The sequence below is a fragment of the Micromonospora sp. NPDC049836 genome (genome assembly GCF_044465125.1).
In the GTDB taxonomy this organism is placed as follows: Bacteria; Actinomycetota; Actinomycetes; order Mycobacteriales; family Micromonosporaceae; genus Micromonospora.
Window position 1 is genome coordinate 135,079 of record NZ_JBITLH010000010.1, and the last position, 15,196, is coordinate 150,274.

Below are 15,196 nucleotides of genomic sequence, written 5' to 3' on the forward strand. Positions count from 1 at the left end.
GCCTGAGTGACTCAGATGCGTGAGCCGACGTTCCTGATCCTCACCGCGCTCGCCGCCGGTCCCCGGCACGGCTACGGGATCATCCAGGAGGTGACCGCGCTCTCCGCGCAGCGCGTCACCCTGCTGCCCGGCACGCTCTACACCGCGCTCGACCGGCTCACCGCCCAGGGCCTCGTGGAGCCCGACCGGGAAGAGGTGGTGGACGGCCGGCTCCGCCGCTACTACCGGCTCACCCCACCGGGCCTCGACGCCCTCCGGGCCGAGACCGCCCGGCTGCGCCAGCTCGCCACCGCCGCCGAGACCCGGCTGCGCGCCCTGCGCCCCCGCACCACCTGATCCGGTCACCGCCCGCCCCCGCCCGTGACGAAGGGGAGACCCGTGTCGCTCGCCCACCACTACCGCCGGCTCCTGCTCGCCTACCCCCGGCCCTACCGGCGGGAACGCGGCGAGGAACTGCTCGGCCTGCTGCTGGACACCAGCCCACCGGGACGGACCCGACCCACCGTCGCCGCCGCGCTCAACCTGCTCCGCAACGGGCTCCGCTGCCGCCTCGGCCGGCCCGCCAGCCGTACCGTGGTCGCCTGGGCCGCCCTCACCGCGCTGATCTGCGGGCTGTTCACCGCCGCGCTGGCCGCCCGCGCCGCCTGGGAGACCTCCCGGCCCCAGCCCGACCGGGCGGAGGCCGCCGCGGCGCTCGCCACCACGCTGCCCGGCCACCGGGCCACCCGGATCGACAGCGCTACCGCCCTCTTCGAGGTCGGCGGTGAACCCGTCGGCGTGCGGGGCCTGCCCTGGCTGCTGGTGCGCGGACGCGCCTACCAGGAGGGCAGCACGGTGGTGTCCGCCGCCAACCGGCCGCTGACCACCCCGGCGCAGGTTCTCGACACGGCCCGGCAGCAGCTGGTCGACGCCGGCTGGCAGGTCTCACCGACGGCCCACCGTACGGGCGGCATCGGCGCCCGCGGCGGACCCGACGTCGAGCTGACCGCCACCCGGGGCGACACCGCCCTCCGGCTGGTGCTGCCGACCGGCGCCGCCGGCTCGTTCCTCACCCTCGAGCTGCGCCGGACGACCCCGCCGGCGGTCCTGCCGGCCGCCGTGGTCGCCGGCCTCGCGGGCGCACTGACCGGCTGGTTCGTCTTCGGCTGGGCGAGCCGGCGCGGCCAGTCCCGCCGGGAGGTGACCCTCCTCTACTGGATCACCATGTGGCTCTGGGCGGGGCCGGCGCTGGCCGCCGCGCCGGTCCTCCTCCTGCACCAGGTGCGCCTGCCGCACCCGCAGTGGCACCCGCTCTGGGAGTGGCTCGGCCTACCCACCGCCTCGCCCCTCTTCCTGCTCGGCCTGATCGCCGCGTCGGCGGCACTGATCCGGGCCGCCCGGCCCGGCCCGCAGCCCGAGCCGCTGCCCCGACCCGCCGCCGCCTGAAGGACGCGCATGCCGCCGACCGGCGCTCCCCTCACCCGCCGATACCGACGGCCCCCGCTCGTCCACCCCCGGCCCGGCCCAGTCTGGTCAGCATCCGGTCGAGGTGCGGCTCCACCGTTCCCGGCTCGGCCGCGGCCACCTCGGCGGGGCTCCACCAGCGCACGCCGCGGAACTCGTCGGGATCCGGGGCGAGCCGCTGGTCGCGGCGGCCGCTGAGCACGTACCAGAGACTCACGTCGGTGTGCCGGTCCGCCGGGGTGCCGACCGTCTCCGTGACGGTGAGGAAGACCGGACGCTCGCCGAACGGCGGGGAGAAGACGGCCCGTACGCCCAACTCCTCCAGCACCTCCCGGCGTACGGTCTCCGCCGGGTGCTCGCCCGGCTCGACGTGACCGCCGGTCGGCAGCCACATCCCCGCCTTGCGGTGGTCCACCAGCAGCACCGCGCCGTCCGTCTCGTCCCGCAGCAGGAAGTACGCGACCAGGTGCGGCGAGGGGGTTCGCGGCTTCTCCCGGCGGAAGATGTCGTCGGTGCCGCGCAACCAGTCGAGGCACGCCGCACGATGGCGTGCCTCGACGTCGTCGAGCGGGCTCATGGACTGGACCAGGCGGCGGATCTCGGACTGCACTCGCACCCGCCCAGTCTCGTCCATGAGCGTCACTCGCTGGGTGACGGCTCCTTGATCGCCGGCGCCGGGGCGGTCCGCTCCATCGGCGTCCAGACCGACCTGACCGGGCGGGTCGACTTCAGCATCCGGCGGAACGCGTTCTGGAACAGCGTCGACATCGCCGGATCACGGTCGAGCCCGCCGGCGAAGGAGATCGAGGAGGCGCTGAACACCATGGCGCCGTTGGGCTTCTCGATGAAGACCATCGCGGCACCGCCCTTCTCGTTCTCGCCCCGGGCGATGACCTGGTGCTCGGCGGCCTCACCGGCCAGTCCGCGCATGCCGTCCACCTCCCAGCCGCTGGCCGCACCGTTGTAGCCGGTGGCGCCGAACCGGCTGCCCACGATGAGGCCGGTGCCGGCGAGCAACGGATGGTCGTTGACGACCCGGTACGGCGCGTAGTTCCCGGAGTTGTAGTAGTTGGTGCCCAGCACCTGCGAGGCGGGCAGCCCCAACTCGGTGTAGACGTCGCGCCGCCCGTCGGACCGGCGGTAGGTGACCTGGGTCCGGGCGCTGTCCACCCGGACCCGCTCGTAGAGCCCGTTGCCGCCGGCGTAGACGATGTGACCGCCGCCCGCCTGGTAGTTGATCAGGTGCTGGCGCATCGCCTCGGACCAGTACTCGGGGTGGCTGCCGAGCACCAGCACCCGGTACGAGCTGAGCCAACTGCCGGAGGCGTGCAGGTCGGCGTCGTCGTAGCAGTCGAAGAGGAACCCCTGCCGGGACATCCAGCGCATCAGCAGCAGGTCGGAGTGGAGCGTGTGGTCGGGGAACCCCGGGTCGTCCACGTTGAGTTCGGTGGACGGCCGGCGCAGGGTGAGCGGGCGGAGCCCGGTCGAGTCGGTGCAGTACTGGTTGTGCCCGCCCCACCCGTTGTAGGCGTTGTAGGTGAAGGTGGGCAACAGCACCGCGACCCGGTTGCTGGAAGAGGTCGGCTTCACCACGAACGGGACGTACCGGTTGAGCTGGTGCGGACCCTCCAGCCGGGCCGCGTAGAGCCCGGGCCGGCAGTCGGCCGGGATCGGGAACTGCACCCGGTCGGCCCACCGGCAGCCGGAGACCAGGAAGCCGGTCGGCAGCGCCTGCACCCCGCCGGTCACCTTGACCGGCGCGGACACCACCTCCGGCGCGCCCGGATTGGGCGCCAGCCGGACCAGCGACGCGGTGATCGACGGGAAGCCGGTCGAGACCGCCACCCGGGCGGTGCCGCCCTGGGTCACGCTCGGCGTGTTGGCGTACCCCTGCATGGCCGCCTGGGTCTGGATCGTCCACCCGCTGCCGACCTTGCGCGCGGCGCCGCTGTTGATCCAGGTCGCCTTGGCGTCGGTGCCCGTCGTCTTGTAGTTGGACAGCCGGTAGTGCATCAGGATGCCGGTCTGCTTGTTCGCGGCCGGGTCGGGCGAGATGGTGTAGAGCGACCCCTGGCCGGTGAGCCACACGCCCTCGTTCAGGCCGCAGTCGCGGAACCCGGTCTTGAGCTGGAACCGCGCCCCGGACGCCCAGCCGCCGTCGGCGGTGTAGCGGTACCAGAGGATGGTGCCGTAGCGGTACGCGTAGATCACCCCGTCGGTGTCCGCCTGCACCAGGCAGTCGGCGAAGGTGTTGCCGATCCGGCGCGCCTCGACCGGCCAGCCCTTGAGCTGCGGGTCGTACTGGTGCAGGAACAACTCGCCGTCGCGGTTCTGGCCGTAGAACGCGCCGTCGAAGCCGGCCAGCCGGGGGTACCGGTCGAAGCCCTCGCCGATCTGGCCGCCGCTGGTCCAGGTGCCGGCGCCGGTGGTCGCGTCGGCCAGGTGGTAGCGGTAGTACTGGACCGTGCCGTCGCCGCGGACGCCGTACAGCGAGCCGTCGACGCTGCCGAGCACGGTCCGGAACTGGTTCCACCCGGTGCCGATCCGCCGGCCGGATCCGCTCGCCCAGGTGGCCGCGCCGGTCTGCCAGCCGGTGTGCCGGTACCAGAGCAGCACGCCGTCCGGCTGGATGGCGTAGATGACGCCGTTGCCGCCACCGATCAGGCGGGTGAACCGCTGCTGCGGGTCGAAGGCGGGCACCGCGGCCGACGCGCCCTCCGGCAGGGCCAGCGTGACGGCGGGTACGGCGGCGGCGATGACCGCCCCGTCGCGCAGCACCCGTCGGCGTGGCACGCCACCCGCGTTCGCCCTGTCCCCCATGACTGTCCCCCGTTTCGACACCTGGTTGCCGCGCAACCTACGCCGATATACGGGAGTTCGTCGCCCCGCGCCAGGGCCTGACTGAGCAATCAGTCCGTTCCGGGGGGCACGACCGACGGATCCACCGGCCAGCTGTGCCGGGTGGGGGGATTGACGGTACGGGCGACCCCGCTCGCGGACCGTCCGCCGCCGGTCGGGCCGCCGGCGAACCGGCCCGGAAAACGGGCGAGGGGCCCGGTCAGCTCGACCGGGCCCCTCGTCGCATCGTGGCGTTACTTGCGGAGACGCTCCCGGAGCTTCTGGAGCTCCTGGGCCGCCGCCAGTTCCTCGGGCGAACGCACGCCGCTCACGTCGCTTGCCGCGGCGTCAGCCTGGCGCAGGTTGGCACCCGACTTCAGCGGAGCGAGCGAGATCCCGACGTCGGTGGCGTTGGTGAGCAGGTTCGAGCCCAGCGGGCCGCCGATCCAGGTGCCGAGCTGGCTGTGCTGGCCGCTGTTGACAACCGCAGCCGACCCGAAGACCAGCCCGGTGTGCACCGAACCGCTCGTCTCGTCCAGCCCCCAGGTTGCCGCAGCGCTCAGCTCGCTCTGGGTGCCCCAGGTGAGCAGCAGCGGGCCGTTGAGGCGACCCATCAGCGCGCCACCGGAGAGCGCGTCCGGCCAGTCCATGCCGGTGGCGAGACCGACGTGGTTGGGCCCACCGAAGAACCACCAGGCAACCATGTACGCGGTCTCGAAGCGGTTCTCGCCGAGCACGTCGATCGTGCTCGAGTCGTACGCGGCACCCGCCTGGTAGGCGGACTTGCCGATGCCGAACAGGTAACGCGAGTCGGCCGGCAGCGTGTCGAGGAACGCCTTGGTGTCCGCCGGCATCTTGGCGTCCTGGGTCAGCACCACCACGGCGTCACCGCGGTAGGAGCCGGCCGCGGCGCCCGCCGCGAGCGCGTCGGGGAAGTTCATCCCCGTGGCGAGCAGCACCAGCTCCGGGTTCGGGTTGATCTCCTTGGCGATCGCCACCGAGGTGCTGAACCGGTTGCTGCCGGCGAGCCGGACCGGGTGGAAGCCGAGGCTCGTCACCGCGTTGAAGACCGTCGCGGAGAGCGCACCCTCGCTGCCGAGCACGTAGACCGTGGCGCCCGGGGCCAGCGTCCGCTTCAGCTCGTTCGCGGTGTCCACGTTGAGCGAGGCGGTCGGGGTCATCAGCAGCGGGCCGCCCTTGGCGGCGGCGAGCGCCGAGCCGGCCAGCGCGTCGGCGAAGGTGTCCGACCGGGACAGCACCGCGACCTGCGCCTGCTCGCGCTGGTCGGCCGAGGCGCCGTAGGTGGCCCAGTGCGACTGCGACGAGGCGGTCGCGGTGGTGAACCGGTTCGAGCCGGCGAGCCGGATCGCCCGGTCCTTGTTACGCGGCTGGTAGGCGGGCACGCCGCTGGCGCCGCTCACCGTGACCGGCGCGCCGGACTGCGAACCGTCCGCCAGGGCGGTGGACACCCCGCCGCCCCGGGTGAAGGCCAGCGTCTTGCCGTCCGGCGACCAGGTGGGGTTGTCGTTCGTGCCGGTCGCCACCACGATCTCGTCCTCGCCGGCCAGGTCGGAGGTGATGATCTGGCCGGCGCGGACGAACGCCACCCGCTTGCCGTCCGGCGAGATGGCCGGGTTGGACCCGTTGTCGTCGACGACCTCGACACCGGAGTTCGGGTTGTAGAGCATGACCGCCGCCTGGCCGGTCGGCGTGCCGGAGCCGTTGTCGGCCTGGCGCTGGAACACCACCAGACCCTCGACGCCGCCGTCCGGGTTCAGGTAGTCCTGGCCGTCGTCCGGGGTGAGCTGTCCACCCGAGAAGAGGGAGGAACTGGGGGCCACCCGGATGGCCCAGCGGTTGGTGCCGTTGCCGGACCCGTCCCGCTCGGCCCAGACGACGCTGCTGCCGTTGCCGCGCCAGGACACGCTGCTCCGGAGGACGCTGTCCTCCGGAGGAAGGATGTAGAGGATGTCGCCCGCGCCGTTGAAACGGATCGAGGAGATCCCGCCGTCCTGGTCGATGTAGGCGGCTCGGCTGCCGTCCGGTGACCAGGAAGCGCCGATCATCTGCGAGTCGACCGGGTTGGTCAACAAAGATGGGGAGGCGCCGTAGAACTTCAGGGCATTGCTGCCGTTGGACGTGGTCAGGACGCTGCCAGTGCCGGGCAGGCTGGCCTGGGCCGGGCCGGTGGCCGCGAATGCGGTCGAACCCACCGCGAGGGCGGACGCAAGCGCGGTGGCCCTACGAAGAGAACGTGAACGCAAGGGAACTCCCTGCTAGAAGCGCGCCGTAGCAATTCACCCGTCCGCCGGCCGATCCGGCGCGGGGCGGCGCGTTGTTTCAGTCACCATAGGAGGTGGCGGAGGATTTCGCTGCCCCGCTCGCCGTCATATTGATCACTGGACCGTTCGGGGGAGGCGAGACCGGTGCGAGCGGGTTGGCGTCGACCGCCGCCCGGACGAACTCGCGTACCCGGGCGGTGGTGTTGCTGGCCAGCCAGACGGGGCCGCGCAGGATCGGCGGCGCGTCCCGGATCGGCACGTACACGACGTCGGGTCGGGCGTAGTACTGCCGCGCCTGCTCGCCGACCGGCAGCACGCCCCGGCCCATCGCGACCAGGGCCAGCAGCTCCGAGAAGGTGTTGCCGACCGGCCCCTTCGGCACCGGCCGGCCCGCGGGCGTCCGGTCCGGGGTGCGGTCGCGCTTGAACTCGACCGAGGTCACCGCCGGGTACTGCACGACCGGATAGTCACCGAGCACCTCCAGCGACACCGACTCGGCGCCGGCCAGCGGGTGGTCCGCGGCCACCGCGAGGACCCGCTCCTCGCGGAGCAGCGCGGGGCCGTTGGCCATCCCGCCGAAGGGGTACGAGGCGATGAGCACGTCGAGCGTGCCGTCCCGCAGGCTCGACCGGGTGGTGGCCAGCGACGCCTCCCGGACGTGCACCACGCAGTCCGGGTGCCGCCCGGCGAAGAGGCTGACCGCCCGGAGCAGCACCGGCGCGGTCGACTCACCGACGTACGCCACCCGCAGCTCGCCGGTGATCCCCCGGCCGGCCGCCACGGCCCGCTCCACGGCGGCGGCCATCCCGGCCACCAGCGGGCGCAGGTCCGCGGCGAGCCGGGTGCCGATCGGGGTGAGCCGGACGACCCGGCTGGTGCGCTCGAAGAGCGGCGCCCCGATCCGGCGTTCCAGCTTGCGCACCACCTGACTGATCCGCCCGGTGGTCACCCGCAGCCGCTCGGCGGTCCGGCCGAAGTGCAGCTCCTCGGCCAGGGTCAGGAACGTCTCGATCTCGTACCGCTCCAGCATTCCGCCCTCACCGTTGAATCCTGGTCAACGATCGTAGCCCGATCGTGTCTTGGTCGGCCCCGACGGCCGGACCAGGGTGGAGGCTGACCGCTTCGAGGAGAGGAACCCCATGGACCCCGTCACCGCCTACCTGGCCGGTCTGGAAACACCGCTGCGGGAGATCGGCGAGAAGCTGCGGACCATCATCGACGTCGCGTTGCCGGAGGCCACCGCCGCGATGTGGCACGGCCACCCGGTGTGGGGGCTCGGCGACCGGCCGGGTCAGACGCCGATCTGCCTGGTGAAGGCGTACCCGAGCCAGCTCACCTTCGGGCTGTGGCAGGGGCAGGACGTGGTGGACGACACCGGCCGGCTGGCACCCGGCGCGCGGCGGATGGCGTCGGTCAAGCTCCGCGCCGTCGACGACATCGACCCGGAGCTGTTCACCGGCTGGCTGCGCCAGGCGTACGGGCTGGCCGACCGATGAGGGGCGTGGGGGTCACCGGCTTCGACCATCTGGTCCTCACCGTCGCCGCCATCGAGCCGGCCCTGGCCTTCTACTGCGGCACCCTCGGCCTGGAACCGGTCCGGGTCGACCGCTGGCGGGCCGGGGAGGTGCCCTTCCCCTCGGTACGGGTGAACGCCGACACCATCATCGACCTGGTGGAGGGCGAGCCGAGCGGGTCGAACGTCGACCACTTCTGCCTGGTCGTCGAGCCGCTGGACTGGCAGTCGGTGATCGACTCGGGAATGTTCACGGTGCTGGCCGGGCCGGTGTCCCGGTTCGGCGCCCGGGGCACCGCCACCTCGATCTACGTACGCGATCCGGACGGCAACACCGTCGAGCTGCGCTGGTATCCGGAATGACGAGGGGCCCGGCCGCACCCGGCCGGGCCCCTCGTGCCGCGATACGGCTCAGCCGGCCAGCCGCGCCCGGCGCGCCGCCTCGGCCTTCTCGTCCGCCACGCTGCCGGTCCGGTCCGCGCGAGCGGTCAGGGCCGGCGCGGTGCGGAATCCGGTCAGATCCGTCGGGTTGACCACCGCGCGGGCCCCCGCCGGGCCGCCGAGCCAGGTCCCGACCTGCCCGAGCTGACGGTCGGTAACCGCGCCCGCCGAGCCGAAGACCACGCCGGTACGCACCGCGCCGCTGGTCTCGTCCAGGGTGGCCTGGCACGCCGCGCCGAGGTCGGTGGCCGTGCCCGGGGTGAGCAGCAGCGGGCCGTCGAGCGTGCCCATCAGCGCGCCACCAGCGAGCGCGTCCGGCCAGTCCATACCGGTGGCGACGCCGGCGTACCGCTGGCCCTCGAAGAAGATCTTCGCGACCTGCGAGGCGGTGTCGAACCGGTTGTCACCGATCACCTCGAAGGCGTCGGTGTCGTACGACTTCGCCGCCTGCGCCCCGGACCGGCCGATGCCGAAGATGGTCAGGTCGGGGCCGAGCGAGTCGAGGTAGTCGCGGCTGGCCTGCGGCATCACGCCGTCGTTGGTCAGCACCACCACGGCGCGCGGGATGTCGGCGAAGTCGTAGTTCCGGGCCGCCGCGCCGGCGGCCAGGGCGTCCGGGAAGTCCATCCCGGTGGCCACGAAGATCATCGCGAGGTTGTCGGGCTCGGGCCGCATCTCCCGGGCGATGGCCACGGCGGTGGCGAACCGGTCCGGCCCGGCCAGCCGGCGCACCTGGTAGCCCAGCACGGTGACCTGGTCCGCCACCTGGGTGGAGAGCGCACCCGGGCTGCCCAGCAGGTAGACGGTGCCGCCCGGAGCCAGCACCCGGGTCAGCTCGGCGGCGGTGTCCGCCTGGAGCGCGGTCGGCGGCGTCAGCAGCAGCGGCCCGTGCTTGGCCGCGGCCAGCGCGGAGCCGCCGAGCGCGTCGGCGAAGGTGTCCGAGCGGGACAGCACCACGGTCCGGGCCCGCTCGCGCGGGTCGGCCTGGTCGGCGGCGCTCGCCCAGTGCGACCGCGAGATCGCCGTGCCGGTGGTGAACCGGTTGCTGCCGGAGAGCCGGGCCACCCGGTCCACGTTGCGCGGCTGGTACGCGGGCACCCCGGCGGTGTCCGAGACGATCTTCGGCTGGTCGCCGGCCACGATGCCGACCGTGCCGACCTTGCCCTCCTGGCTGTACGCGATCGTCCAGCCGTCCGGGGACCAGGTCGGGTTGTCGCGGACCGGCGGGCTACCGGCCACCACCCACTCGCTGCCTCCGGTCAGGTCGGACACCACGATCTGGCCGTCCCGGACGAAGGCGACCCGGGTGCCGTCGGGCGACAGCGCCGGGTTCGCACCGTTGGAGCTGACCAGCGTCACCCGGTTGCCGTCGGGCTTGCGCGGGTCGTAGAGCATGACCGCCGGGCGGCCCGTCGGGTTCCCGGCACCGTCGTCGTCCTCGCGCTGGAACACCACCAGCCCGTTCGGGCCGCCGTCCGGGTTCCGGTAGTGCTTGCCGGTGCCGTACGGCGAGATCTGTTCCGAGGCGACGCTCCAGGTGCTCGGGCCGATCCGGATGGTCCACCGCTGGTCGAAGTCCCACTTCTCGGCCCAGACGATGCTGCTGCCGTCGCCCACCCAGGAGGTGCCCGCCCGCTGGTTGCCCGAGATCGGCGCGATGGCGACGTCCGCCACGCTCGCCGCTCCCGTCCAGCGCACCGACCGGATGCGCTGGTCCGGGCTCAGGTAGATCATCCGGCTGCCGTCCGGCGACCACGACACGTCCCGCATCGCCTCGCCGACCGGGCTGGTCAGGGTGGACCGGGACGGGTCACCGACGATCCGCACCGTGCTGCTGCTGTTGCCGATGGTCAGCACGTTGCCGCTGCCGGGCAGGCTGGCGGAGGCGGGTGGCGCCGCGGCGACCAGGGCGCCCGACGCGATCGTGAGGGCCGCGGCGAACCCGCCGGCCCGGCGTAGCTGGTGTGCAGTCAAAGAAACACTCCCCGTTGGAGGAACGGTCGCGGACCGCGTGTCGCCGGCTGTCGCGGCGGCGAGGGCGACGCGTAAGGGTCACCACTGTAGAGAAACCCTTTCGCCCGTGCTGCCCCCGTTTCGGCCCGAGCGGGGGGCAGCGGGACACCTCCACGTCCCCCTAGAGTCCGATGGCGCGCGCCGTTCGGGCGCCCACTTTCTGACTCCTCCCGTGCGAGAGGACTCCGTCTTGCCTCCACACCTGACCCGCCGGCCGGTGGCCCTGGCCGCCGTCTCGCTCCTCGTCGCCGGCACCGCGGCGGTCACCGCGGGCGCGGCCCCGGCCACCGCCGGGCACAGCGGCACCGGGGCGGTGCTCTCCGCGAGCGACGGCGGCTCCGCCATCACCTTCGCCGACGGCACCGCCGTGCGCAGCACGTCGTTCGTGAAGATCGGGTACGCCTCGTGGTCCCCCGACGGCAGCCTGGCCGCCTTCGTCACCCAGTTCGGCGACATCCGTACCCTCCGTCACGACGACGCCGACGTCGGTTTCTCCATCGCCTCGCCCGGCTACCAGACCGAACGCCGCGACCCGCACTGGATCGGCGACAGCACCAGCATCGTCTGGTCGGCGAAGCCGTTCGGTGATCGCTGGCGGCTGGAGCTGAACACCCCCGAGTGCTGCGACAACGACCCCATCCAGGTCTCACCCCACGACGGCCGGCACTACCTGAACCCGGACACCGCCGACAGCCAGCAGGTGGTGGCGCAACGGCAGGCCGACGACGGCGCCGGCAACCCGACCGGCACCCCCGAGATCGGCTTCGTCAGCGGGAACAGCTTCACCCTCATCGCCGGCGACGCCGCCAACCCGGCGCTCTCCCCGGACGGCAACCGGGTGGCGTTCGTCCGCGGCGGCCAGATCTGGGTCGCCGACACCTCCGGCGGCGGGCTGGTCCAGGTGACGTCGAACGCGGTCGCCCACGACAACCCGGACTGGTCGCCGGACGGCACCACCATCGCGTTCAACCAGGGCACCGGGACCTCGACCGTCGCGACCGTGCCGGCCGACGGCAGCCAGGCCGCCGCGCCGCACGTCGTGGCGGGGCTCAGCGGCGTCCCCGCGTACCAGCCCCGGCGGCGGGACCACGTGGTGCGGCTCGCCGGTACGGACCGCTTCGGCACGGCGGTGGCGGTTTCCCGGTCGTACTGGGGCACCGCCGGTGACGCGGCGGACAAGCGGCCGCGCGCCGGCTCCGCCGTCCTGACCCGGTCGGACACCTTCGCCGACGCGCTGGGCGGATCGGCGCTGGCCGCGGCGAAGCGCGGCCCGCTGCTGATGACACCGCCGGACCGGCTCAACGCGGCGGCGGCCGCGGAGATCAAGCGGGTGCTGCCGCCCGGCGGCACGGTCTTTCTCCTGGGCAGCACCGGCGCGCTCGCGCAGAGCGTGCAGGACCAGATCGGCGCCCTCGGCTACCGACCCATCCGGCTCGCCGGAGCGGACCGGTTCGCCACCGCGACCGCCATCGCCAACCTGATCGATCCGACCCCCGACCTGATCCTCGCCGCGACCGGGATGGACTTCCCGGACGCGCTCACCGCCGGGGCGGCCGCCGGTTCCCGCTACGGCGGCGGCACGTCGGCCGTGGTCGTCCTCACCAACGACGACAAGCTGCCGCCGGCCACCAAGGCGTACCTGGACGCACACGCCGGTTCCGGCACGCTGTACAGCATCGGCCGGCAGGCGGTGGCCGCCACCGCGCCGTACGAGGCGACCGACCTGTGGGGCGACGACCGGTTCGGCACGGCGGCCAAGGTGAACTGGACCTTCTTCGGCCGGGGCCACCACGTCGGCCTGGTCACCGCGATGAACTGGCCGGACGCGCTGGCCGGCGGTGCGCTCATGGCGCAGCTCAAGGGTCCGCTGCTGCTCACCGCCGGCGCCAACGGCAGCCTCCACCCGGACGCCTGGCTGTACGGCAGCTACTACGGCGGATCGGTGCACACCGCCCTGGTCTTCGGCTCCTCGGCCGTCGTCGGTGACGCGGAGGCGGCCCAGCTCGGCGGTGCGCTGAGCGGACCGCTCCGCTATGACGTGACCACCAACGGCACCGTCACCGACGGCGTCGCACCGGCCGCCGCAACCGGGACGCCGGCCGCCGCGGACCCCGGCAGCCTGCGGATCACCGACTAGCCACGGCTCGCACGGCAGCGGGACGGCCGGTGCGGCCGGGCCCCGCTGCGTCCCGGCCCCGGGACGGCTGTTGCTAGCGTTTCCCGATGCCCGAACTCCAGCGGCTCGCCCCCCGGCACGCCCCCGCGCTGCTCCGCTTCGAGCGGGAGAACCGGGCCTGGTTCGCCCGGTCCGTGCCCGACCGGGGGGACGACTACTTCGCCGACTTCGACGCCCGGCACGCGGCCCTGCTGGCCGAGCAGGCCACCGGTGCGGGCCACTTCCACCTGCTGGTCGACGAGGACGGCACGGTGCTGGGCCGGTTCAACCTGGTCGACGTGGCCGACGGCAGCGCCGAGCTGGGCTACCGGGTGGCCGAGCGGGCCGCCGGGCGCGGCCTGGCCAAGCAGGGCGTACGCCGCCTCGGCGAGCTGGCCCGCGACCGGTACGGGCTGCGTCGGCTGGTCGCGTCCGCGGCGCTGGCCAACCCGGCGTCGCTGGCGGTGCTGCGGCGAACCGGGTTCGTCCCCGTCGAGGAGATCCTGCTATGCGGCCAGCCCGCCCTGCGGCACGTCCTGGACCTCACGGGCTGAGCCGGCCCGCGCTCCCCGGTCAGCGGCGGTTCCGCGACCGGACCGCCCAGGCGCCCCCGACGATCGCCGCGGCGATCGACACAAAGCAGCAGATCGCCAGGATCGCCAGATGCCACGGCTTGACAGCTCCCATGGGCGCGAGACTAGGGGCCGCCGTCCACCGTCGCTGACCCGGTGACCCGCCGCGCTCGCGCGGCGGCGCACCGTGTCAGTGGTCGTGTCAGGGCGGTGTCAGGGCCGTGACAGGCCGGCCGCCGACAGTGGGCGCATGACAAGTTCAGCGATCGCGGTCTCAGGGCTGCGCAAGGCGTACGGGGACAGGGTCGTGCTCGACGGCATCGATCTGGAGGTCCACCGGGGGACGGTCTTCTCCCTGCTCGGCCCGAACGGGGCCGGCAAGACGACCACGGTGAACGTGCTGACCACGTTGCTCAAGCCGGACGGCGGGACGGTGCGGGTGGCCGGACACGACGTGGCGACGGAGACCCGGGCGGTACGGGCGGCGATCGGGGTGACCGGCCAGTTCGCCGCCGTGGACGAACTGCTGACCGGGCAGGAGAACCTGCGGCTGATGGCGGATCTGAAGCGACTGGACGCCGGTGCCGGCCGGCGCGTGATCGGCGAGTTGCTGGAGCGGTTCGACCTGGTCGGGTCGGCGCAGAAGCCGGTGTCGAGCTATTCCGGCGGGATGCGCCGCAAGCTGGACCTGGCGATGACGCTGGTCGGCAAGCCCCGGATCATCTTCCTGGACGAGCCGACGACGGGACTGGACCCGCGCAGCCGCCGCACGATGTGGCAGCTCGTGCGGGAGTTGGTGGCCGACGGGGTGACCATCTTCCTCACCACCCAGTACCTCGAGGAAGCCGATCAGCTCGCCGACCGGGTGGCGGTGCTCGACCAGGGCCGCCTGGTCGCCCAGGGCACCCCCGACGACCTCAAACGACAGGTCCCCGGCAGCCACGTCCGGCTCCGGTTCGCCGACGCCGCCCAACTCGACGCGGCGGCCCGGGTCCTCACCGAGGCCACCCGCGACGACGACGCGCTGGCCCTGCGGGTTCCCGGCGACGGCGGCACGAAGTCGCTACGGGCCCTCCTCGACCGGCTCGACGAGCACGCGATCAGCGCCGACGAGTTCTCCGTCCACACCCCCGACCTCGATGACGTTTTCCTCGCCCTGACGGGCCGCACCACGGAGGTGGCGAAGTGAGCGCCCAGCCCTATTCGATCGTCATGCTGCGTCGCAACGTCACGCACACCGTGCGGAACCCGACCTCGGTGTTCAACGCGGTCCTCATGCCGATCGTGATCATGCTGATGTTCGTCTACATGTTCGGCGACGCGTTCGACGTCGGTGTCGACTACATCGACTACGCCACGCCGGGGCTGATGCTGCTGGCCGTCTGCTACGGGCTGGGGGCCACCGCCACCTCGGTGAACTCCGACATGACGAAGGGCGTCATCAACCGGTTCAAAGTGATGGACGTTCCCCGTGGCGCGGTGCTGAGCGGTCACGTCATCGCCGGTCTGCTGACCAACCTGATCGCCATCGGGGCGCTCGTCGGGGTGGCCTTCCTGCTCGGCTTCGACCCGGCGGCGAGTGCCCTCGACTGGCTGGGCGTGGCCGGCGTCGTGGTGCTGCTCGCGCTGGCGGCCGGCTGGCTCACCGTCGCCCTGGGGCTGGCGGCGAAGTCCCCGGAGACGGCGGGCCTGGCCGCCGTGCCGCTGATCATGCTGCCCTTCTTCAGCAGCGCGATCGTCCCCGCCGAGAAGATGGGGCCGGGCCTGCGGCAGTTCGCCGAGTACCAGCCCTTCACCCCGATCATCGAAACGCTGCGCGGGCTGCTCAACGGCGCACCGTCCGCCGGCGACGCGATCACCGCCGTCGCCTGGTGCGTCGGCATCGCGCTCGTCGGCTACCTGTGGGCCCGGTCGACCTTCGAGAAGCGGGCCTGACCGG

The 15,196-nt window shown here is 73.1% G+C and carries 13 protein-coding genes; 8 read left to right on the forward strand and 5 right to left on the reverse strand.

The annotated features are described in order from the left end of the window. Positions 1–15 precede the first annotated feature (15 nt). Positions 16–336: a helix-turn-helix transcriptional regulator gene (locus ACIBPB_RS25090; protein WP_357309995.1), complete on the forward strand. Its 321-nt coding sequence runs from the start codon at positions 16–18 to the stop codon at positions 334–336. 42 nt (positions 337–378) lie between these two features. Continuing rightward, complete coding sequence (locus ACIBPB_RS25095; protein ID WP_396841912.1) at positions 379–1,425, forward strand: hypothetical protein; 1,047 nt, start codon at positions 379–381, stop codon at positions 1,423–1,425. Between the two features lie 31 nt (positions 1,426–1,456). Here ACIBPB_RS25095 and ACIBPB_RS25100 read toward each other — a convergent pair whose 3' ends face one another. The 4 genes from ACIBPB_RS25100 to ACIBPB_RS25115 form a co-directional block, all read right to left on the reverse strand. After that, positions 1,457–2,059: an NUDIX hydrolase gene (locus tag ACIBPB_RS25100; RefSeq protein WP_396841913.1), complete on the reverse strand. Its 603-nt coding sequence runs from the start codon at positions 2,057–2,059 to the stop codon at positions 1,457–1,459. A gap of 23 nt (positions 2,060–2,082) precedes the next feature. Continuing rightward, entirely contained in the window at positions 2,083–4,236 is a 2,154-nt protein-coding gene (locus tag ACIBPB_RS25105) for a N,N-dimethylformamidase beta subunit family domain-containing protein (RefSeq protein ID WP_396841914.1), read from the reverse strand. A 299-nt stretch (positions 4,237–4,535) separates the two neighbouring features. After that, positions 4,536–6,494, reverse strand: a complete 1,959-nt coding sequence (locus ACIBPB_RS25110; protein ID WP_396841915.1) for a cell wall-binding repeat-containing protein — start codon at positions 6,492–6,494, stop codon at positions 4,536–4,538. A 127-nt stretch (positions 6,495–6,621) separates the two neighbouring features. Beyond that, the gene (locus ACIBPB_RS25115) at positions 6,622–7,593 is read right to left on the reverse strand and encodes a LysR family transcriptional regulator (RefSeq protein WP_396841916.1); all 972 of its coding nucleotides are present in this window, start codon (positions 7,591–7,593) and stop codon (positions 6,622–6,624) included. 109 nt (positions 7,594–7,702) lie between these two features. Here ACIBPB_RS25115 and ACIBPB_RS25120 point away from each other — a divergent pair, with 109 nt between their 5' ends. After that, positions 7,703–8,059 (forward strand): DUF1801 domain-containing protein, encoded by a 357-nt coding sequence (locus tag ACIBPB_RS25120; protein ID WP_396841917.1) that lies wholly within the window; start codon positions 7,703–7,705, stop codon positions 8,057–8,059. Beyond that, the gene (locus ACIBPB_RS25125) at positions 8,056–8,439 is read left to right on the forward strand and encodes a VOC family protein (protein ID WP_396841918.1); all 384 of its coding nucleotides are present in this window, start codon (positions 8,056–8,058) and stop codon (positions 8,437–8,439) included. Before ACIBPB_RS25120 ends, ACIBPB_RS25125 begins: the two co-directional genes overlap by 4 nt. Positions 8,440–8,487: 48 nt before the next feature. On the opposite strand, the gene ACIBPB_RS25130 is transcribed toward ACIBPB_RS25125, so the two are convergent. Next, positions 8,488–10,491, reverse strand: coding sequence for a cell wall-binding repeat-containing protein (locus tag ACIBPB_RS25130; RefSeq protein ID WP_396841919.1), 2,004 nt, complete (start codon positions 10,489–10,491; stop codon positions 8,488–8,490). 229 nt (positions 10,492–10,720) lie between these two features. Between ACIBPB_RS25130 and ACIBPB_RS25135 the strand changes: the two genes are divergently transcribed. The 4 genes from ACIBPB_RS25135 to ACIBPB_RS25150 all read left to right on the forward strand — a co-directional run bounded on the left by ACIBPB_RS25135 (position 10,721) and on the right by ACIBPB_RS25150 (position 15,192). Then, entirely contained in the window at positions 10,721–12,667 is a 1,947-nt protein-coding gene (locus tag ACIBPB_RS25135; protein ID WP_396841920.1) for a cell wall-binding repeat-containing protein, read from the forward strand. A gap of 86 nt (positions 12,668–12,753) precedes the next feature. Further along, complete coding sequence (locus ACIBPB_RS25140; protein WP_396841921.1) at positions 12,754–13,239, forward strand: GNAT family N-acetyltransferase; 486 nt, start codon at positions 12,754–12,756, stop codon at positions 13,237–13,239. A 268-nt stretch (positions 13,240–13,507) separates the two neighbouring features. Beyond that, positions 13,508–14,446 carry an ATP-binding cassette domain-containing protein gene (locus ACIBPB_RS25145; protein WP_396841922.1) on the forward strand — a complete coding sequence of 313 codons (939 nt, stop codon included), beginning with the start codon at positions 13,508–13,510 and terminating at the stop codon, positions 14,444–14,446. A gap of 23 nt (positions 14,447–14,469) precedes the next feature. Beyond that, on the forward strand, positions 14,470–15,192 hold the full coding sequence (locus ACIBPB_RS25150) for an ABC transporter permease (RefSeq protein WP_396842010.1): 723 nt from the start codon (positions 14,470–14,472) through the stop codon (positions 15,190–15,192). Positions 15,193–15,196 lie beyond the last annotated feature (4 nt).